Origin of the sequence: Aeromonas sp. s7(2024) (assembly GCF_040907825.1) — a bacterium.
Lineage (GTDB): Bacteria > Pseudomonadota > Gammaproteobacteria > Enterobacterales > Aeromonadaceae > Aeromonas > Aeromonas veronii.
Map to the genome: position 1 here is coordinate 178,690 of NZ_JBFOCM010000012.1, position 19,722 is coordinate 198,411.

The window sequence follows — 19,722 nt, forward strand, 5'->3', positions numbered from 1 at the left end:
TATTAGAAAAACTAAGGCAAGCCGATTATAAAGATTCGTTCGTTTTCTGTGAGCTGAATCACTATGATGCCCCCATACCACCAAGCGTCCTGTGCGGTGGTCTGGCGGGCTCCCCGCCTACTGTTTCCAACACTGTTTTTGATTGCATCACAGCCTCTGTGATCAGATTCCTCTGGGCCATTTTGTGCCAGAGGGCGGCAGCATTTTTTCGATTTTTTGGGACTGATATGGATCGGCACAGTTTTTATCCGTTGTTTTTACTGACCATTCTGATGGTCGCTGTGGGCCAGATGACCCAGACCCTCTATGTCCCCTCCATTCCCATGATGGCGGGGGACTTCAATGTGGCCTCGGGCCAGTTGCAGGCGGTGATGGCCTGTTACCTGATCCCCTATGGCCTCTCCCAGTTTGTCTACGGGCCGCTGTCGGATCGCATCGGCCGTCGTCCGGTGCTGATCGTCGGCATGATGGTATTTCTGGTGGGCACCCTGATCATTCAGGTCATCCCCCATTTTGCCGCCCTGCTGGTGGGCAGCTTTATTCAGGGGCTGGGTACCGGTGCTGGTGGCGCCATGAGCCGCACCGTGATGCGCGATCGCTACAATGGCGCCGAGCTCAACCGCGCCAACAGTCTGGTGAGCATGGGGGTGATCTTCTCCCCGCTGCTGGCACCAGTGCTGGGGGGATGGCTGACCGAGCTGTTCAACTGGCGCGCCGGTTACTGGTTCCTGTTCGGTTTTGGTGCCGTAGCCACCCTGGCGATCATGGCCTGGTTTGGCGAGACCCTGCCTGCTGCTGCCCGTCAGCCACTGCGCGTCGGTGCTGCCTATCGCCATGTACTGGGCAACCCCAAGTTTCAGGGCAACCTGCTCTGCCTGATGGCGACCTTTGCGGGACTGGCGGTATTTGAAGCGGCGGCCGGTGTGCTGCTCGGCGATGTGCTGAAACTGAGCGCCCGTACCGTGAGCGTGCTGTTCGTGCTGCCGCTGCCCGGCTATCTGTTCGGTGCCTGGCTCTCTGCCAAGCTGAGCTTCCGTTTGACTCAGGGCAAACTGATGCGCCTTGGCATCGCCTTTCTAGCGCTCGGCTCCCTCATCATTCTGGTGCCGGGGCTGTTCGGGGTGGTGAGTGCCGCCTCGCTGGTCGGTGGTGCGGCCGTCTACTTCATCGGTAGCGGCATTCTCTACCCGACCGCCACTTCCTGTGCCATCGAGCCCTTTCCGGGTCAAGCCGGCACCGCGGGTGCCATTCTCGGCGGGATGCAGAATCTGGGTGCCGGTGTGGTGACCCTGCTGGCGGCCGGTTTCCCGATGACTGGTCAGGTGACGCTGGGGGCCATCATGACCCTGATGGTGCTGATCGTGGCGCTGAGTTTTGTCTGGCTGCGCCACCACGGCTCGCCGCACGAGCAGATGGCGATTTGATGCCCGCGCTTGCTCTCTGAAAGCCCGCCTTCTGGCGGGCTTTTTCTTTGCCAGAACCGGATGCAGTCTACTGCTCGGCCTGCGTCAAGGCGCGTTTGCCGGTTCACCTTCTGCCACCAGTTCAAGAAAGGCACGCATGGCAGGGGTGATGCTCTGCTGGCGGGTCAAAAAGGCGGTATGGCCGATATTCTCCAGCGGAGCGAGTGGCAGGCAAACGAGATCCGAGAGCTTGCTGGCAGAGCGGGCGAGGCCGGCGCTGACGATGGCCCAGCCCAGCCGGTGGCGTACGGCGCTGACCAGATGGAACAGCGAGTCGGTCTCCAGTACCACGTTGAGCGAGTTTCCCCCCTGCTCGGCGGCGCGATCCAGATACTGACGAAATTGCATGGTGCGGCTGGGCAGCACCAACGGCTGTTGCTGTAGTTCAGCAAGCGCAATGTCGCCGCTGTGCGGGTACAGATCCGCTTCGTCACGGTTCATCAGCACCGCCATCTGGTTGGCGCCTTGCGGGTAGACATGAAAGGCGCGCCGGCCAGCCCCTCCGGCGGGTTCATCAAATCCCAGTCCGATATCGCACTGATGTAGCTCCAGCTGTGAGAGCAGGGCTTCGTTGCTGAGCACCGACAGGCGAATGACAATGTCGGGATAGCGCTGCTTGCAGCGGGCGATAAACGGCATAATGTCGAGATTGGACTGGGGCACGATGCCGATGCGCAGAGTGCCGGAGAGTTCGCCTTGGAACAGCGCCAGCTCTTGCTTGAGCGCCTCCTGTTCCAGCAACATCCGTTCGGCATACTGGCGTACCAGCTCGCCGGCCTCGGTCAGGGCGACAAACTGGCTGGTGCGTACCACCAGATCGGTGCCGACACTCTTTTCCAGCGCGGTAATGCTGGCCGAGAGGGTGGGTTGGGTGATGTGGCAGGCTTTGGCCGCTTTGGCAAAATGCCGGTGTTTGGCCAGCTCGTGAAAGTAGTGAAGTTGCTTGATGTTCATCTGGTTGTAGTGGAGGCAGTGGAACCGGCTATTGAAGAATCAATCAATTGAAAAAACATCTTCGATAGAGTAACTCTATCAGGATATAGATTTATTTCATTGGTTTTGCGTCAGTCGCCTCTCTAAACTTGAATGCAGTTTGCATTTTTAGGCCAACCTGCATGCCTGCCCATTCTCCCGTCGCAACCCCCGCCAACTTGCCGTCACTGGATCATCTGGTGGAAGAGGTAGCCGTCGCCATCAACATCAATGGCATCAACCATGCGGTGATGATGGCGACCCCGGACGATCTCGACGACTTTGCCGTCGGTTTTCTGTTTGGCGAGGGGATCATCCGGCATAACCACGAAGTCCACGACATCCAGGTCGCGCCAGCCGAACAGGGTATTGTGCTGGATGTGATCATCGCCAACCGCTCTATGGCCGCTCTGGCCGAACACAAGCGCCGGCTGACTGGGGTGACCGGCTGCGGCATCTGCGGCGTAGCGGCGGTAGAGCAGGCGTTGCCCGCCCTGTCGGTGTTGCCGCTGACGCCGCCGCTGGATGGGGCCTTGCTGGCGGGGCTGCGTGCGCAGATCGCCCAGTGGCAGCTCAAGGGTCAGCAGCACGGCGCCCTGCATGCGGCGCTGGCGCTGGATGCCGAGGGGCGGATCCTCCACTGCCGGGAAGATATCGGGCGCCACAATGCCCTCGACAAGCTGATCGGCCTGCTGCTACGGCAACACAGTGCGTGCGATACCCTGGTGGTAACCAGCCGCTGTGGCAGCGAGCTGGTGCAAAAAGCCGCCCGCTTCGGCGCCCGTCACCTCATCTGCCTGGCATCGCCCAGCCAGCTGGCGGTCAGGTTGGCCCTCAAATACAACCTCAACGTCGTTCATATTCCCAAGTTTGATGCCCCGGTCAGCTATTCGAGCTATCGCCCGGCGGATCCCATCGGAGAGTGCCATGAGTCATATTGAAAAGCCCGCCAAAGCCGGCGGTTTTTCGTCCCTGCAATCCACCATGAAACAGGTGCTGCGCAGCCAGAAGACCCGTCAGAACATCAAGAACCTGCTGCGGGTCAACCAGACTGACGGCTTCGACTGCCCGGGCTGTGCCTGGGGTGACAACGACCACGGCACCTTCCAGTTTTGTGAAAACGGCGCCAAGGCGGTGGCATGGGAGTCTACCGGCAAGACGGTGGGGGCCGAGTTTTTCGCCGCCCACTCGGTGCGCCAGCTGGCTACCCAGGGCGACTACTGGCTCGAGTATCAGGGGCGGCTGACCGAGCCGATGCGCTACAACCCGGCGACCGATCACTATGAGCCTGTGAGCTGGGACGACGCCTTCTCCCTGATTGCCGACACTCTCAAGGGGCTGAATAGCCCGGACGAGGTGGAGTTCTACACCTCGGGGCGTGCCAGCAACGAAGCTTCCTACCTCTATCAGCTGTTTGGTCGTCTGTTTGGCACCAACAACTTCCCCGATTGCTCCAACATGTGCCACGAGGCGAGCGGGGTTGCGCTGATCCAGTCGGTCGGTATCGGCAAGGGGACTGTGGTGCTGGATGATTTCGACCAGGCCGATGCGGTGTTCGTCTATGGCCAGAATCCGGGTACCAACCACCCGCGCATGATGAATGCACTGCGCCAGGCGGCGCGCGGCGGCTGCAAGATCGTCAGCTTCAATAACTTGAAAGAGGTGGCGCTGGAGCGCTTCGCCAGCCCGCAGAGCCCGCTTGAGCTGCTGACCCCGGCTGCCACCACCATCAGCCACCAATACCTGACGCCGAAACTGGGTGGCGACATGGCCGCCATCCGCGGCATGGCCAAGTACATCCTGGAAGAGGCGCCGGAGGCGGTGGAGCGCGACTTTATCGCCCGCCACACCCGCCACTTTGCCGAGTACGAGGCGCAGGTGCGTGCCACCGACTGGGCGGCGATCGAGCTGCAGTCCGGCCTGACTCGCGCCGAGATCGTGCAGGCCGCCCGAGTATTTGCCGCCAGCCAGCGCATCATCAGCTGCTGGGCCATGGGGGTGACCCAGCATCTGCACTCGGTCGATACCATCCGTGAAATCGTCAACCTGCACCTGATGCGCGGCCAGATTGGCAAGCCGGGGGCGGGACTCTGTCCGGTACGGGGTCACAGCAACGTGCAGGGCAACCGCACCATGGGTATCAACGAAAAGCCGACCGCCGCCTTTATCGAGCGGCTCGAGCGTCACCTGCAGGTGAGCCTGCCGCGGGCCCGTGGCCACAACGTGTACGAAGCGCTCAAGGCGTTGGACGAAGGCAAGAGCAAGGTGCTCATCTGCCTGGGCGGCAACCTGGCTGCAGCGGCGCCCGACACCGACTTCACCTACGGGGCGATGAAAAAAGCCGAGCTCAATGTGCAGATCAGTACCAAGCTCAACCGCAGCCATCTGCAGGTGGGCAAGGCGGCGCTGATCCTGCCCTGTCTCGGCCGTACCGAGCTCGATATCCAGCGCAGCGGCAACCAGAAGATCACGGTGGAGGACACCTTCAGCATGGTGCACGCCTCGACCGGCGCAGCCGAGCCGGTATCGCCGCTCTGCCTCTCCGAGACCGACATAGTCGCGCGGATGGCTCATGCCACCGTGGGCAGCGAGCGGGTCGACTGGCTGGCTCTGCGCGATGACTATGCTCGTATTCGCGATCTTATCGAGCAGACCATCGCCGGCTTTGCCGATTTCAATGCCCGCATCCAGCAGCCGTGCGGTTTTCATCTCGATAACTCTGCGGCGCTGCTGACCTGGAATACTGCCAGCGGCAGCGCCGAGTTTCGCGCCAGTACCCTGCCGCACTCTGTGTTGCCGGAGTGTACTCGCCATGCCGAACAGATGGCGGATCAGCCGGTACTGCTGCTGCAGAGCCTGCGCTCTCACGATCAGTACAACACTACTATCTACGGCATGGATGACCGCTATCGCGGCATCAAGGGCCAGCGGAACGTGGTGTTCATGAACGAGGCGGATGCTCGCCAGCTTGGCTTTGCCGAAGGGGATCGGGTCGACATGGCGGCCATCTGCAACGATGGGCGCGAGCGCTGCGTGACGGGTTTTGTGGTGGTGCTCTACGAGATCCCGAGTGGCAACATCGCGGCTTACTATCCGGAGACGAACCCGCTAGTGCCTATCGACAGTATCGGCGCCGGTTCGTTTACCCCCACCTCCAAGTCCATTCCGGTGCTGGTGACAGCCTCCCGCCAGCCGGAGAACCTGTTGCTGGTCAAATAAAAGTGCTAACGCGACTGGCTGCGCTAACACAGCCTGCACAGTGAATGCGGTGATGCCCCGGGTGAGCTTTTCATCCGGGGCATTTTTTCAGGTCTGAAAGGGGTAGGGTTCGTTGATCATCAGGCAAAGAAAAAGCCCGTCACATGAGTGACGGGCTTTTGCTGTTGGTACCCCGAGATGCCGTTGCCGGTTTGGGCCCTTGAACCGTCGGTTCAAGGCGGGGATCGGATCTGACCGCAGGCTTCTCGGTCGTGCCGAGCATGCGCAATAGCCAGAAGGCAGATCCCCTGTTTGGTATGAATATCGGCTCGGGGACTTGAACCGGCTGACAAACATCCCAGGGAATTTTAAAACGGTTTGCGATTAGGGCTGCTGCCCCTCTTCGCTGGAATCACCATATTGTCCGTGCTCGATCAGGGCCGCTTCGATGGTGCGCTGCAGCATTTTGATCCGCTTGTCCATGGTCTCAGAGTATTGGTGGTTCTTCTCTTTTTCAAGGCAGAGCTCATGACAGAAATTAAGCGCCGCCATGATAGCCAATTGCTCGTTGCTGGAGACTTTGGAGCGTTGACGCAGGTCGATCAACTTGTCGGTCAGCTGCTCGGCGGCCTGGCGCAGGGCATCCTGCTGTCCCAAGGGACAGGATACCTTGTAGGGACGTCCCAAAATGACGATTTCTACGGCCTCTGTGCTCATGCCTTCCTCAATACGGCGGAGCTGATTTCCGCCTTTATCCACGTGGACAACTGGGCGGGACTATATAGCGCAGATGCATAAGTTTCAAGGCCTTGCTGGCTCTGCAAGAGGGAGAATGCTAGGATCCTGACCATTAATTCTGCAAATTTGACTGAACTTTGAGCGGATCCTCGATGAGCAAAACGAACCCCCTTAAATATGCGGCAGTGGCCGACATCATGGAACAACATGAGCTGATGGCCAGCGCAGTAGAGGCCCATGGTGTGATCTGCGGTCTGGTGTGCGGCGGTGTGGCACTGGACGACAAGAGTTGGGTGCCCCATTTCAACGATCTGGTGAACGACGGTTTCGGCCTGCCGGCCCCGGTGCGCCAGGTGATGACCGATCTTTATCACAATGTGGTCGAGAGCCTGATGGCCCAGAAGGGCGTCGAGTTGCTGCTGCCAAGTGATGATGCCCCCCTCGACGAGCGCATCGACTCGCTGGTGGATTGGTCACAGGCATTTCTGGCCGGTTTCGGCGTGGTGCAGCAGGAGCTCTCCCGCGCATCGGAAGAGCTGCAGGAGATGATCCAGGATATCGCCAGCATCACTCAGGTCTCCGCCGAGTTCGATCAGGAAGATGACGAGAATGAAGCCTCTTTCCTGGTGCTCTACGAACACGTCAAACTGGGGGTCATGATGGCCTTCGAAGAGTTTGGCAAGCGCCCCGATACCCCGAGCGCGCCGCCGACCCTTCATTGAGGTGCGGGTCAACGAGACCCTTACTGAATCTGCAAGAGCGCCTGATGGCGCTCTTTTTTTATTTCCTTGTGGTGGCTAACCCTGTGAGGCGCAACCGGTTTTTTGCCGGTGGCCTCGCATTCGGCCAGCGGCTTTGTGATAGCATGAGGCCACCTTTTTCACTTCTTCCTCTCTGCTTATGTCTCAATCTGATGTGCGACAGGTCGATGTCACCCTGGTCGGCGGTGGAATGAGTGGTGCCGTGCTGGCCCTCTCGCTGGCAGCCCTGCTTCGATCCGATGGCTCCCCCCTCGAGATCCTGCTGCTGGAGGCAAGCGTCCCCGAACAGCACACCCATTCAGGGTTCGACGCCCGCGCCATTGCGCTCTCGGCCGGTACCTGCGATGCGCTGTTGCGACGCGGACTCTGGCCGCTGTTTGCCCCCCATTGCGCCCCCATTACCCAGATTCATGTCTCGGATCGGGGCCACTTCGGTCAGGCTCGCCTGTCGGCTGCCGAATACGGTCTGCCCGCGCTGGGCCAGGTGATCGAGCTGGCAGCTGCCGGTCATGAGCTGCAACGGGCGATGGCGGCCTCTCCCAATATCCGGGTCTGCTGTCCGGCTCGGGTGAGCGAGATTGCGCCCGATGAGGAGAAGGTGACCCTCACCCTCGAGAGCGGTGAACAGATTGAGACCCGCCTGCTGGTGGCGGCAGACGGCGGCAACTCCTTTGTGCGTCAGCACTTCAAGTTGCCGGTGATCCGCCACGACTTTGAGCAGCACGCCATCATCGCCACGGTCAAAACGGCGCAAGACCCTGAGGGACGCGCCTTCGAGCGCTTTACCGAAGGGGGGCCGCTGGCCCTGTTGCCGATGCAGGAGGGACTCTCCTCGCTGGTATGGAGCGTCGGGCAGCATGAGGTGGATGAGCTGATGGCCCTCGATGAGGCGGCGTTTCTTGCCCGTCTGCAGCAGGCCTTTGGCTGGCGGCTTGGTCGCTTCGAGCGATGCGGCGTGCGTAACGTCTATCCGCTCATTCTGACCGCCTGCGACTACCCGCTGGCCCAGCGCACCGTGCTGGTCGGTAATGCCGCCCACGCCCTGCACCCGATTGCCGGACAGGGCTTCAACCTCGGGATGCGGGATCTCGACCTGCTTACCGGCGCCGTAGCCAAGGCGTTGGCAGAGGGGGAGGATATCGGCAGCTTCAAGGTACTGAGTGGCTACTGGCAGCAGCGCAAGCAGGATCAGGAGCAGACAGTCTGGCTCACCTCTTCGCTGGCCCAGCTCTTCTCCAATGGTCACGATCCGCTGGTGGCGGGGCGCAATCTGGCGCTCACCATGATGGGGCGATTCCCGTGCCTCAAGGCACCGCTTGCCTCGCGCACCCTGGGCTTTGTCGCTGATGTGTGCGGCAACTAGCCAGCACTTGTTGAGTGGAACCTGTTGACCACCATTCGTTGATCAAAACCTATTGAATAAAGAGGTAATGCCTGCGGGCGTCCCCTCGCTGGCCAGCCGGTCAGCCCTGAAAGGATGAGATGATGCAGATGCAAAATGTGGATGTGGTGATTGTCGGTGGCGGCATGGTGGGACTGGGGCTCGCTGCGGCCTTGAAACATAGCGCCCTCAAGGTGCTGGTGGTGGAGGGACAACTGCCCGACCCGCAGCTGGGGGAGGTGGCCGATAATCGGGTCAGCGCCCTGAGTCTGGCCAGCCAGCAGATCCTGCGCCATGTCGGCGCCTGGGACGGCATTGAAGCGCGCCGCCTGCAGGCCTACGACAAGATGGCGGTGTGGGAGCAGGACAGTTTTGGCTATATCGACTTCGATGCCGCCAGCCTGCGTCAGGCCAACCTCGGCCATATCGTCGAGAATCGGGTGATCCAGCTGGCGCTGCTTGAGGCGATTGAAGGTGCCAGCAATATCCAGCTGCTGACCCCCGCCAGAGCCAAGAGCCTGCAGAGCGGCCCGGCGGGCGCCCTGCTGCTCCTTGAGGATGGTCAGGCCATCTCGGCCAAATTGGTGGTGGCTGCCGATGGCGCCCACTCCTGGGTGCGCCGTCAGGCTGATATCCCGCTCACCAGCTGGGATTATGGCCACCACGCGCTGGTGGCGACGGTGCGCTGCGCCGAACCCCATGAAGCTGTTGCTCGCCAGATCTTCACCCCGGATGGCCCGCTCGCCTTTTTGCCGCTGTGGCAGGAGAACCTCTGTTCCATCGTCTGGTCGCTGCCTGCGGCCCGCGCCGAGGCGCTCTGCGCCTGCGATGACGAGCAGTTCAATCGCCAGCTTACCGCCGCCTTCGATGCCCGGCTCGGTCTGTGCAAGGTGGAGGGGGCGCGCAGCGCCATTCCCCTCACTGCCCGCTATGCCCGCGACTTTGCTCGCGAGCGGCTGGTGCTGGTGGGAGATGCCGCCCACACCATCCACCCCCTGGCGGGGCAGGGGGTCAACCTTGGCCTGCTGGATGCTGCCGCGCTGGCGGAGCAGATCTTGCAAAATCATGCCGCGGGTGAGGATATCGGCCTGCTCGCCAACCTGCGCAGCTACGAGCGCTGGCGCAAGAGCGAAGCGGCTCGCATGCTGGCGGCAATGGAGGGGCTTAAGCGGCTGTTCAGCGGGGCCAACCCGCTCAAGAAGCTGGTGCGGGGCGTGGGATTGCGCGCGGCCAATCTGCTGACGCCCTTCAAGGAGGGGGTGATCCGCGCCGCCATGGGGCTGGAGGGAGAGTTGCCCGCATTGGCCCGTCCTGACTGGGCTGTTGCTGCGACCAAAGGCAGTGCCATGCAGGCCAAGGGTGAAAAAAACTAATATTACTCGCCGTTTTTGACAACAAAAGTAATCCGACAAGGCTGATGACCCGTTTTGGGTGTCAGCCTTTAATTTTGCTCTGGAGCGAAACGTTTTTCTGCAAATTGTGACGAAACGGTAAAAATCAAAATTTAATCTCGCCTGAGTCGGCTTATAGCTGTTTTTATCACTGCATTTATCTTAGTGTCTGGAGTCAGTTTTACGGGAGGGGATTAGTTTTTTTTGAGCGGCACGCTCGCCTGCTTGTCATATAATCCGCTCCGTTCAAGGAATCCCTCTTGCCTGGCAAGGGCAGGAGCGAGCACACACTTTTGGATCCGGTCGCTTTTTGCTGCGCACAGTGCAGTCAGAGCGGTGGCGCGGGTCGCAAGGGTGGTCGCCAAAGCGAAAAGGCTTTTTGCTAAGGAAAGAATGCGATGATCCAGACTACTGTACTGCATCCCAAACACCTGGAAGCTGGCGCCAAGATGGTGGACTTCCACGGTTGGGAAATGCCCATCAACTACGGCTCCCAGCTGGAAGAGCACCACGCGGTGCGCAGCGATGCCGGTATGTTCGATGTCTCCCACATGACCATCGTCGATTTGACCGGCGAACGGGTCAAAGCCTTTCTGCAACACCTGCTGGCCAACGACGTGGCCAAACTCACTGCCCCCGGCAAGGCCCTCTACAGCGGCATGCTCAATCCGGAAGGCGGCGTGATCGATGACCTCATCACCTATTACCTAACCGATACCTTCTACCGACTGGTGGTCAACTCCGCCACCCGCGAGAAGGACTTGGCCTGGATCCGCCATCACGCCATCGATTTCGATATCACAGTGACCGAGCGTCCCGAGCTTGCGATGATTGCGGTGCAGGGCCCCAACGCCAAGGTCAAGGCTGCTGCTGTGCTGAGCGCCGCTCAGCGTACCGCCGTGGTGGGGATGAAACCCTTCTTCGGCGTGCAGGCTGGCGATCTCTTTATCGCCACCACCGGCTACACCGGCGAGGATGGTTATGAAATCGTGGTGCCGCAAGAGAAAGCCTGCGAGCTGTGGCAAGCGCTGCTGGATAACGGTGTGGCCCCGTGCGGCCTCGGTGCCCGCGATACCCTGCGCCTGGAGGCGGGGATGAACCTCTACGGTCAGGATATGGACGAGTCAATCTCTCCACTCGCCGCCAACATGGCCTGGACCATCGCCTGGGAGCCGAGCGATCGCAACTTCATCGGCCGCGACGTGCTGGAAGCGCAGAAAGCGGCGGGCAATCAGCCCAAGCTGGTGGGTCTGGTGATGGAAGAGAAAGGGGTGCTGCGTGCCGGCATGCCGGTTACCTTCACCGCGGCAAACGGTGAGAAGCGGGAAGGTGTGATCACCTCCGGCTCTTTCTCCCCCACCCTGGGCTACAGTATTGCCCTGGCGCGGGTGCCCCGCGATATCGGTGAGCTGGCCGAGGTGGAGATCCGCAAGAAGCTGGTCACCGTGAAGGTCACCAAGCCCGCTTTCGTCCGTAACGGCCAGAAGCTGGTTTAACATCGTCTTGGGGGAGGGCTGTGCCTCCCCCCCATCCCTTTTCATATTCGTTTTTAAACGCGACTCAAAGATCAAAGGAAGCACAAATGAGCCATATCCCGAGCGAACTGAAATATGCCACTTCCCACGAGTGGATCCGTGTTGAAGCCAACGGCGAGGCCGTGGTCGGTATCACCGAGCACGCCCAGGAGCTGCTGGGTGACATGGTGTTTGTCGAGCTGCCGGAAGTGGGCAAGCAGGTCAGTGCCGGTGACGACTGCGCCGTGGCCGAGTCGGTCAAGGCGGCCTCCGACATCTACAGCCCGGTGAGCGGCGAGATCATTGCCGTTAACGAAGAGCTGGAAGGGAGCCCCGAGCTGGTCAACTCCGACCCCTACAGCGCTGGCTGGCTGTTCCGCATCAAGCTCGATGACGAGAGCGAGCTGGCCAACCTGCTGGATGCCGAAGGCTACCAGAACGTGGTGGACGAAGAGTAATGCCCCCGGGCCCTGCCAACACAGCAGGGCCCCTTTGTATGACCGCCAGCCGGGCAAGCACCGGCCGGTGGAAGGGTGAAGTCGTCCGCGCCTGCCGTTTGCCAGCCTGGGAGCCTAGGGGCAAACAGGCCGGTTCGCAACAAGGCGATCCCCTCTCGATGCTGCCGCAGCATCCGGTGCCGCGCCCTGTCTGCGGGACCCAGAACATGAGTGGAGTCGGTATCAGCCGACGATCAGGAACATCAGGTCTTGGTTATCAGGATGTCATGCCAGGACTTATTTATCAGGAAATAGGGAAATGACCCAGTCACTGTTTGAACTCGAGCAAAAAACCGATTTTGTCCGCCGCCATATCGGCCCGGGCGAGGAAGAGCTGCGCCAGCTGCTGGCGACCGTCGGGGCCGAAAGCCTGGACGATTTGATTGAACAGACCGTGCCCGCCGCCATTCGCCTGCCGGGCCCGCTTGGGATCGGTGCCGGCATGACCGAAGTGGAGGCGCTGGCCAAGCTCAAGGGCTATGCCGCTCAGAACAAGATTGCCAAGAGCTATATCGGCATGGGTTATCACGATACCCATGTGCCCCACGTCATTTTACGCAATGTGCTGGAAAATCCGGGCTGGTATACCGCCTACACCCCCTATCAGCCCGAGCTGGCACAGGGCCGTCTCGAAGCCCTGCTCAACTTCCAGCAGCTGACGCTGGATCTGACCGGCATGGATCTGGCAAGCGCCTCCCTGCTGGATGAAGCGACCGCCGCCGCCGAGGCGATGGCGCTGGCCAAGCGGATGGCCAAGTCCAAATCCAACCTCTTCTTCGTGGCCGATGACGTGCACCCGCAGGTGATCGACGTGGTCAAGGAGCGCGCGGTTCACTTCGGTTTCGACGTGGCGGTTGGCGCCGCGAGCGATGCAGTGAGCGAAGAGGTGTTTGGTGCCCTGTTCCAGTACCCCACCACCACAGGGGAAGTGAAAGATCTGCGCGCCCTGATTGCCGCCGTACAGGCCCAGAAAGGGCTGGCCTGCGTCAGCGCCGATCTGCTCTCTCTGCTGCTGCTCAAATCCCCGGGCGAGCTGGGCGCCGATGTTGTGTTGGGCTCTGCCCAGCGTTTTGGCGTGCCTATGGGCTACGGTGGCCCCCATGCCGCCTTCTTCGCCACCCGCGATGCCTACAAGCGCTCCATGCCGGGCCGCATTATCGGCGTTTCCAAGGATGCCCGTGGCAAGGCCGCGCTGCGCATGGCGATGCAGACCCGCGAGCAGCATATCCGCCGCGAGAAGGCCAACTCCAACATCTGTACCGCTCAGGTGCTGCTGGCCAACATGGCAAGCTTCTACGCCGTCTATCACGGCCCGGTGGGGCTGAAAACCATCGCCTCCCGTGTGCACCGTCTCACCACCATTCTGGCGCTCGGCCTCCAGGCCAAGGGGGTAGCCCTTAAGCATGCCAGCTGGTTCGATACCCTGACCGTGCAGACGACAGATAAAGCAGCACTCATTGCCAAGGCTGAAGCTAATGGCATCAACCTGCGTGCAGACCTCGACGGTGCGGTAGGGGTCTCCCTCTCTGAAACCACCACCCGCGCTGATGTGGCCGAGCTGTTTGAGCTCTTCCTCGGTCAAGGTCACGGGCTTGATATCGAGGCTCTCGACAAGGCGGCTCAGGCTCATCACGCTATCCCGCAGGATCTGCTGCGCACCGACGCCGTGCTGACCCACGAGGTGTTCAACAAGTACCACTCCGAAACCGAGATGCTGCGCTACATCCACCGTCTCGAAGCCAAGGATCTGGCGCTCAACTACGCCATGATTTCGCTCGGCTCCTGCACCATGAAGCTCAACGCCACCGCCGAGATGATCCCGGTGACCTGGCCCGAGTTTGGCAAGTTGCACCCGTTCGCCCCGCTGGCACAGGCCAAGGGCTACCAGTTGCTGCTGGCCGACCTCGAAAACTGGCTGGTGAAGGTGACTGGTTACGATGCGGTCTGCATGCAGCCCAACTCAGGTGCTCAGGGGGAGTACGCGGGTCTGCTCGCCATCAAGAAGTACCATGAATCCCGTGGTGAAGGGCATCGCGACATCTGCCTGATCCCAGCTTCTGCCCACGGCACCAACCCGGCCTCTGCCCAGATGGCGGGGCTCAAGGTGATCGTCACCGCCTGTGACAAGTCCGGCAACGTGGATCTCGACGACTTGCGCGCCAAGGCCGCCGAGGCGGGGGATCAACTCTCCTGTCTGATGGTGACTTATCCCTCCACCCACGGGGTGTATGAGGAGACCATCAAGGAGGTGTGCGACATCGTTCACCAGCACGGTGGTCAGGTCTATCTGGACGGCGCCAATATGAACGCGCAAGTTGGATTGACGGCACCGGGCTTTATCGGGGCAGACGTCTCTCACCTCAACCTGCACAAGACCTTTGCCATTCCGCACGGCGGTGGCGGCCCGGGCATGGGCCCCATCGGTGTGAAGAAGCATCTGGCACCGTTCGTGGCTGGTCACGCCGTGGTCAAGACCGACAAGGAGAGCCGTGACAACGGCGCCGTGTCGGCGGCACCGTTCGGCTCGGCCAGCATCCTGCCCATCAGCTGGATGTATATCGCCATGCTGGGTGACGAAGGACTGAAGAAATCCACTCAGGTGGCCATCCTCAACGCCAACTATCTGGCCAAGAAGCTGGGTGAATCCTTCCCGGTGCTCTATTCCGGCCGCAACGGTCGGGTGGCCCACGAGTGCATCCTGGATATTCGCCCGCTCAAGGAGGCTTCCGGCATCAGCGAGATGGACGTGGCCAAGCGGCTGATGGACTACGGCTTCCACGCGCCGACCATGAGCTTCCCGGTGGCGGGTACCCTGATGGTCGAACCGACCGAGTCGGAATCCAAGCGCGAGCTGGATCGCTTCGTCGAAGCGATGACCTCCATCCGCGCCGAGATTGCCAAGGTGCAGGAGGGGCAGTGGAGCCTCGCCGATAACCCGCTGGTCCATGCGCCGCACACTCAGGACGATGTGATGGATACAGAGTGGTCCCGTGGCTACAGCCGCGCCGAGGCGGTCTTCCCGTCGGACGCCGTGCGCGCCGCCAAGTTGTGGCCCTCTGTGAACCGCATCGACGACGTCTACGGCGATCGCAACCTGTTCTGCTCCTGTATCCCGACTGAGGATTACGCCAAGTAAGTGGCGTTTATGATCACGGACATTTAAGTTGGAAACCGTGACATTGAAGTTGGAAACCGACCATTCAAGTTGGAAACTCAAAGGCCCTGCAAGAGCAGGGCCTTTTTATTATTCCGTGGACTGAGAGTCATTAAATTATAAAAATGATCGCATTTTGATCTTTCAGCCGTGTTGGGGAAGGTGCGAACAAGTCTCTGGTGTGAGACTATCAGTCTCACTTGGTATCAGGGATGAGGTTCAGCATGGTCCAACAGTTTACTTTCGCGGATAGCAAGTTCAATGGTAAACGCCGCAAAACCCGCAAAGAGACATTCCTAGCCCGCATGGACGCTTTGCTCCCATGGGCCAGAATGCTCAGTGTCATTGAACCGGTCTACCCGAAAGCTGACAACGGCAGCCGTTCCTATCCACTCGACACCATGCTGCGAATTCACTACATGCAGCAGTGGAATAACCATCTGCGATGGCGCCATGGAATATGAGCTCTACGAGATTACTTCTCTGTGCGGTAGATGGGCATACAGATGACCGAGTTGATAAGAGAAGAGCCCACCAAAAGAGGTGACGCTACCAACCAATACCGAAACGGCGCAGATATCCAAGCCATTTGATAAGGAAACTCCACCTTCAGAGAGGGTTTAGAACAACATGAATATTGATTGGGATGTTGTGCGAAAAAACATAAAATTTTTAGTTGCACTATATAGACCTTCATTAGCGAAAGCACTAAGTGTACCGTTGTTGTTGGCAGGAGTAGGCATTCTCAACACTCCTTTATGGCTAGATATTTTAAATTGGCTTTTGAGTAACCATATAGTGGACCAATATCAACTCCAATGTTTATAACCGGGTGGGTGTTAATTGGTCTAAGTATTTTTATTTATTTTATTGAAGTGTGGCTTCAAATTAAATCAATGCGCCAGGAAAGTGAAAAAAAAGCTACTGGATACCGTTAAAAATCATCCCAAACAAACAGCGGATTTGATAGTTGATCAGATGAGGGGGGCCGGATTTACCGCTCAGCATCTTCAAGACGAAAGAATAGAAAAACTTGCCCACGAAATTACCTTGCTGAGATTTTTCGGTTCTTTTCCTAAGGAAGAGAAATCGATTGCTTTAGCAGAAAGCATTATTGATGGAGAGCTGTCCGGCGGCATCCCTCAAGTAAAAGCTAGGGCGCTAGCGCTAATTGCAAGATACTTATGTGTAGGAGAAAGGGCTCAGCTAGCGAAAAAATGGCTATCATGTTCTAAAAAATTGTGTCAAACGGAGGAGGCTGCGATAGCACAGGCCTTTATCGATGCTATTGAATTGAGCAGAGTAGATGCGGCGTCTGGTTTGCTTGCAGGGGGGGCTTAAAATTATTCTGCCTTTTTTATGATTAAAAAAATAGTAGAAGGAAACGACGCTGCTTTGCTCTGGTTAGAAAGTGCAGGATTAAGCTCTCAAGATTTAGACAATGATGGCAAAGTCTTTTTGGTTTCTACATTGTTGATAGAGCATCAATGGGAAAAGGCTTTAGATTCGGCGCAGGCGATAGGCGACGCATCATTTTATATTTCACCAGCACTGGCGCAGATTTCTGCGTTTGCATTCTTGGTAAATGCAATTAAGGCGGTTGAACTCCGCGAGAGCGTGTTGGCTTTTATTCCTTTAGCAGCAGATAAGTTTCCACTTGCAGATGATTCTGAATCGACAGCGCTTAGAAATAGAGCTGTCGAACTATTCAAATATTGTTCAGGTCAGGCAAGGCACCTCGGTGCTGAAGATGTCGCTAATATATCAGATAAATATGTGCTGTGGTTACAGCTTAGAAACAGTGAAACACACGAACAAGCAATTTCAGAACTTGAGAGCTACTTTGTTAGTTACACTCAGAAAACACTTGAGAATTTGTCATTGGCATTTGCTTTTGGAATTGAAATCGATTTTGATGCGATAGAAAAGGAAGTAAATAGACAAACAGCACTAAGTCCAGAGAATGATGCAACTCTTGGTTTAGCCAGATTTGTATTGGCACAGGTACAACAGCCAATATCGGCAGCAGTGGATTATATTAACCGCCACAGAACTCAAATGGAAGCCGCCGTTAATTCCATTGCAATTAGTATGCTAGAGATAGAGGCATTAGCGAAGTCAGGGTTGGTCGATGATGCACAACAGCTTTTACAGAAGGTCGGGAATTCTGGAGCGTCAGATGCTGATGTCAGAAAGTTGCAAAATATCATCGAATCAGTTAAGGGGGCTGACCCAGTTGCATTAGCTATAAGTCAATATCAACAAAGTGAAGATACAACTGATCTTGCTCATTTGGTTAATTTGTTAGAAAGGACAAATCGAGGTAGTAAATACTACTCATACTGCCGAGATCTTTTTTACCGTACAGGCCAGGAAACTGATGCTATCAGAGTCTGTAATGCGGCCTGTTTATTGGGGCGGTTTGCTGAACTTCATCAGTTTTTATTAGATAAGATAGATCTTGTAAAAAGAAGCGAGAGGCTGCAAGCCCATTGGGCTTGGTCTCTTTTTAGAAAAGGAGACTTAATCGGTGCTCATGAACAGATTGTTCGATTGAAGCAGTATAAGTCGCAACAGACTGATCTTAAAACTCTTGAGATCAATCTATCTATATTTGGTGGTGACTGGGAGTCTCTTAGCATTTTTGTGGAAGATTGCTGGAATAATCGGGATGAGTTAAAGGCCAATGACCTTTTACAAGCTGCCCAGTTAGCTAAAGCAATTTCTCCACGGAGAGCAAGGCAAATGATGGCGTTTGTAAGCCGTAGCCCAGCGGAATTTTTTTCTATCAGTAGCCCAGCTGCGGTGCAGATACAATCCACTATGCCTAGCGACGGACAGCTATCAGAAACAGCAATACTGACATTGTTGGTGAAGCGGGTTTCCATGCGACAGATTGCCTGCCAGACCGGATACAGCATCGGCTATATCAAGCAACTCGCCCTGAGACACAATCAACCGGTTGATCACCGTGCCAAGCGCATTACAGCTGAAGTTGAGCGGGGAATATGGCGTCAGGCGTTCATGGGGGGATCACGGCAGCAGATCGCGCACAGTCATGGCGTTTCTGTCGGGGCGGTCGAAGCCATTATTCAGAGCCACCAAGGGCTGTCTGACTGGCGACGGCATTTGAGAAGGGTTAACCGTCTCCGTGAGCACCGTGTAACGGTGGCTGCATATTTGGCAAAACATGCTGATGCTAGTCGAGGCTTTGTCGAGCAGGTGTGCAGAACGGCTTTCACCTGGCTCTATAAACATGATCGTGCCTGGTTGTATCAACAGTTACCTGCCGCCAAGCGAGCAGTTCACCATCCCAGTGTGGATTGGGAAGAACGGGATAGGAAACTGGCTGAGCAACTGGGGCTGCTGGCCGAGCAGGCAAGCTCTCTATCTGCACTGGAACGGGCAGTCGATAGGCCAGACTGCCTGATGAAATACAAAACACGTCTACCGCTCAGTTACGCATTGGCTGTGCGGCTGGTTGCGGCGTATGCCGCTCAACATCCTATGCCCTGATGCTCGCCGTCGATAACTATACAGGTTCTGATATCAGGCATCACAACGAGGAGTATTGCCATGAAGGTCGAAGCAATCGTTCCTACCACACAGGTCGTCGATATTTTGTGCGATGTCTGTGGTGCTAGTACTACTAAATCGCTCGGTACGCAGGAATTCGGCACGCTGGAAGCTTGCTGGGGTTATGGTTCGCAGCACGATGGTGAACGATATCAGGTACACCTATGTGAAGGCTGCTTTTTTGGGGCGCTGGCCAACCTGAGACAGGAGTATCGGTTGATGAATATGTTTTCGGATGATTATCAACCCGCAGACCCTGATCAATTTGGGAAAATTGAAGGCAATCGAGAGCTTATCTAACCACGATTTGAGTGGTTGTGTTGATCAGCTCATCAAGTGAGTCGATTGGTCGAGGTCATCGGCTCATCAAGTGAGCCGATTGGTCGAGGTGATCGGCTCATCAAATGAGCCGATTGGTCGGGGTGATCGGCTCATCAAATGAGCCTATTGTTGGTGCTTTATGGTCACGTATGAACTGTTAATCAACAGGGGATGCCATGCCTAATCCGGCCGACAAGATCGATAACTGCCTGCGCTCCCATAGGCGTAGTAATCACATCGGCCGGTTTTTCACCACCTAATCCCCACGCAGAGCGGGTGAGCCATCTCATCGTTTTAGCAGTATCTCCCCGGTGTAGGGATATGGCTGCGTCCACTGCTAAGGCTGCCCAGTAAACGCGATCTCCCTGAGCTGTCGATAAGCGATTGCCCCGTTTGATTTGGCGATTCAGTGTGTCTCGGCTAATGCCAATCATCTGGCAAATTGTTCGGGTATTAGACCCCAATAGCGAGCTCAGTTTGACGACGATCTCAGGAGATACACCAGACACTATGTGCTGATGGGCTGCTAGCCAGTTACGTGGTAGACCGAGCGACTCTAGAACAGATAGATTGCTGGTTGTGGGAGATTGCTCTACATGAGTCATGATGAGTCTGCGCCTCCGTCTCCGTCTGGGGGTTGTTGATGGCAGCCCAATGCGAATCATCACTCAGGAGTTCATTGGGTCATCATCTAGTTTGGGGCATTTCGCAAGCCGTTGGCTACAAAATTGACACAACAAAAAAAACACCATTAAA

At 57.5% G+C, this 19,722-nt stretch carries 16 protein-coding genes, 1 other RNA gene and 1 pseudogene; 13 read left to right on the top strand and 5 right to left on the bottom strand.

Annotated features, from left to right (window positions below; all coding sequences use genetic code 11):
- Positions 1-227: 227 nt before the first annotated feature.
- Positions 228-1,424 carry a multidrug efflux MFS transporter EmrD gene (emrD, locus tag AB5Y73_RS04305; RefSeq protein WP_005333920.1) on the top strand — a complete coding sequence of 399 codons (1,197 nt, stop codon included), beginning with the start codon at positions 228-230 and terminating at the stop codon, positions 1,422-1,424.
- 84 nt (positions 1,425-1,508) lie between these two features.
- On the opposite strand, the gene AB5Y73_RS04310 is transcribed toward emrD, so the two are convergent.
- Positions 1,509-2,417 (bottom strand): LysR family transcriptional regulator, encoded by a 909-nt coding sequence (locus AB5Y73_RS04310; RefSeq protein ID WP_118853672.1) that lies wholly within the window; start codon positions 2,415-2,417, stop codon positions 1,509-1,511.
- Positions 2,418-2,578: 161 nt separating this feature from the next.
- Here AB5Y73_RS04310 and fdhD point away from each other — a divergent pair, with 161 nt between their 5' ends.
- Positions 2,579-3,376 (top strand): formate dehydrogenase accessory sulfurtransferase FdhD, encoded by a 798-nt coding sequence (gene fdhD, locus AB5Y73_RS04315; protein ID WP_162895333.1) that lies wholly within the window; start codon positions 2,579-2,581, stop codon positions 3,374-3,376.
- Positions 3,363-5,654, top strand: a complete 2,292-nt coding sequence (locus tag AB5Y73_RS04320) for an FdhF/YdeP family oxidoreductase (RefSeq protein WP_201912687.1) — start codon at positions 3,363-3,365, stop codon at positions 5,652-5,654. Before fdhD ends, AB5Y73_RS04320 begins: the two co-directional genes overlap by 14 nt.
- Positions 5,655-5,819: 165 nt before the next feature.
- Here AB5Y73_RS04320 and ssrS read toward each other — a convergent pair.
- Positions 5,820-6,001: non-coding RNA, 6S RNA (ssrS, locus tag AB5Y73_RS04325), on the bottom strand.
- Between the two features lie 16 nt (positions 6,002-6,017).
- Positions 6,018-6,350 carry a cell division protein ZapA gene (gene zapA / locus AB5Y73_RS04330; RefSeq protein WP_005333910.1) on the bottom strand — a complete coding sequence of 111 codons (333 nt, stop codon included), beginning with the start codon at positions 6,348-6,350 and terminating at the stop codon, positions 6,018-6,020.
- 173 nt (positions 6,351-6,523) lie between these two features.
- On the opposite strand from zapA, the gene AB5Y73_RS04335 reads away from it, so the two are divergent.
- The 3 genes from AB5Y73_RS04335 to AB5Y73_RS04345 all read left to right on the top strand — a co-directional run bounded on the left by AB5Y73_RS04335 (position 6,524) and on the right by AB5Y73_RS04345 (position 9,886).
- Positions 6,524-7,093, top strand: a complete 570-nt coding sequence (locus tag AB5Y73_RS04335) for a UPF0149 family protein (protein WP_005346580.1) — start codon at positions 6,524-6,526, stop codon at positions 7,091-7,093.
- Positions 7,094-7,271: 178 nt separating this feature from the next.
- On the top strand, positions 7,272-8,495 hold the full coding sequence (gene ubiH / locus AB5Y73_RS04340; RefSeq protein WP_139731382.1) for a 2-octaprenyl-6-methoxyphenyl hydroxylase: 1,224 nt from the start codon (positions 7,272-7,274) through the stop codon (positions 8,493-8,495).
- Between the two features lie 122 nt (positions 8,496-8,617).
- Positions 8,618-9,886: an FAD-dependent 2-octaprenylphenol hydroxylase gene (locus AB5Y73_RS04345; protein ID WP_107684444.1), complete on the top strand. Its 1,269-nt coding sequence runs from the start codon at positions 8,618-8,620 to the stop codon at positions 9,884-9,886.
- A gap of 212 nt (positions 9,887-10,098) precedes the next feature.
- Here AB5Y73_RS04345 and AB5Y73_RS04350 read toward each other — a convergent pair whose 3' ends face one another.
- Positions 10,099-10,326, bottom strand: coding sequence for a hypothetical protein (locus AB5Y73_RS04350; protein ID WP_118853677.1), 228 nt, complete (start codon positions 10,324-10,326; stop codon positions 10,099-10,101).
- Between AB5Y73_RS04350 and gcvT the strand changes: the two genes are divergently transcribed.
- The 7 genes and pseudogenes from gcvT to AB5Y73_RS04385 all read left to right on the top strand — a co-directional run bounded on the left by gcvT (position 10,303) and on the right by AB5Y73_RS04385 (position 18,945).
- Entirely contained in the window at positions 10,303-11,400 is a 1,098-nt protein-coding gene (gene gcvT / locus AB5Y73_RS04355; RefSeq protein WP_058056652.1) for a glycine cleavage system aminomethyltransferase GcvT, read from the top strand. The genes AB5Y73_RS04350 and gcvT overlap by 24 nt on opposite strands.
- 86 nt (positions 11,401-11,486) lie before the next feature.
- Entirely contained in the window at positions 11,487-11,876 is a 390-nt protein-coding gene (gene gcvH, locus AB5Y73_RS04360) for a glycine cleavage system protein GcvH (RefSeq protein ID WP_005333898.1), read from the top strand.
- A 298-nt stretch (positions 11,877-12,174) separates the two neighbouring features.
- Entirely contained in the window at positions 12,175-15,051 is a 2,877-nt protein-coding gene (gcvP, locus tag AB5Y73_RS04365; RefSeq protein ID WP_107684443.1) for an aminomethyl-transferring glycine dehydrogenase, read from the top strand.
- A 242-nt stretch (positions 15,052-15,293) separates the two neighbouring features.
- Positions 15,294-15,555, top strand: a pseudogene (locus AB5Y73_RS04370) (transposase); the annotation flags it as partial.
- 423 nt (positions 15,556-15,978) lie between these two features.
- The gene (locus AB5Y73_RS04375; RefSeq protein ID WP_139731383.1) at positions 15,979-16,410 is read left to right on the top strand and encodes a hypothetical protein; all 432 of its coding nucleotides are present in this window, start codon (positions 15,979-15,981) and stop codon (positions 16,408-16,410) included.
- 18 nt (positions 16,411-16,428) lie between these two features.
- Positions 16,429-18,585: a TnsD family Tn7-like transposition protein gene (locus AB5Y73_RS04380; RefSeq protein WP_240037428.1), complete on the top strand. Its 2,157-nt coding sequence runs from the start codon at positions 16,429-16,431 to the stop codon at positions 18,583-18,585.
- A 60-nt stretch (positions 18,586-18,645) separates the two neighbouring features.
- On the top strand, positions 18,646-18,945 hold the full coding sequence (locus tag AB5Y73_RS04385) for a hypothetical protein (RefSeq protein WP_017784509.1): 300 nt from the start codon (positions 18,646-18,648) through the stop codon (positions 18,943-18,945).
- Positions 18,946-19,127: 182 nt separating this feature from the next.
- On the opposite strand, the gene AB5Y73_RS04390 is transcribed toward AB5Y73_RS04385, so the two are convergent.
- Positions 19,128-19,631 carry an antitoxin Xre/MbcA/ParS toxin-binding domain-containing protein gene (locus AB5Y73_RS04390; protein ID WP_337464701.1) on the bottom strand — a complete coding sequence of 168 codons (504 nt, stop codon included), beginning with the start codon at positions 19,629-19,631 and terminating at the stop codon, positions 19,128-19,130.
- Between the last annotated feature and the right edge of the window lie 91 nt (positions 19,632-19,722).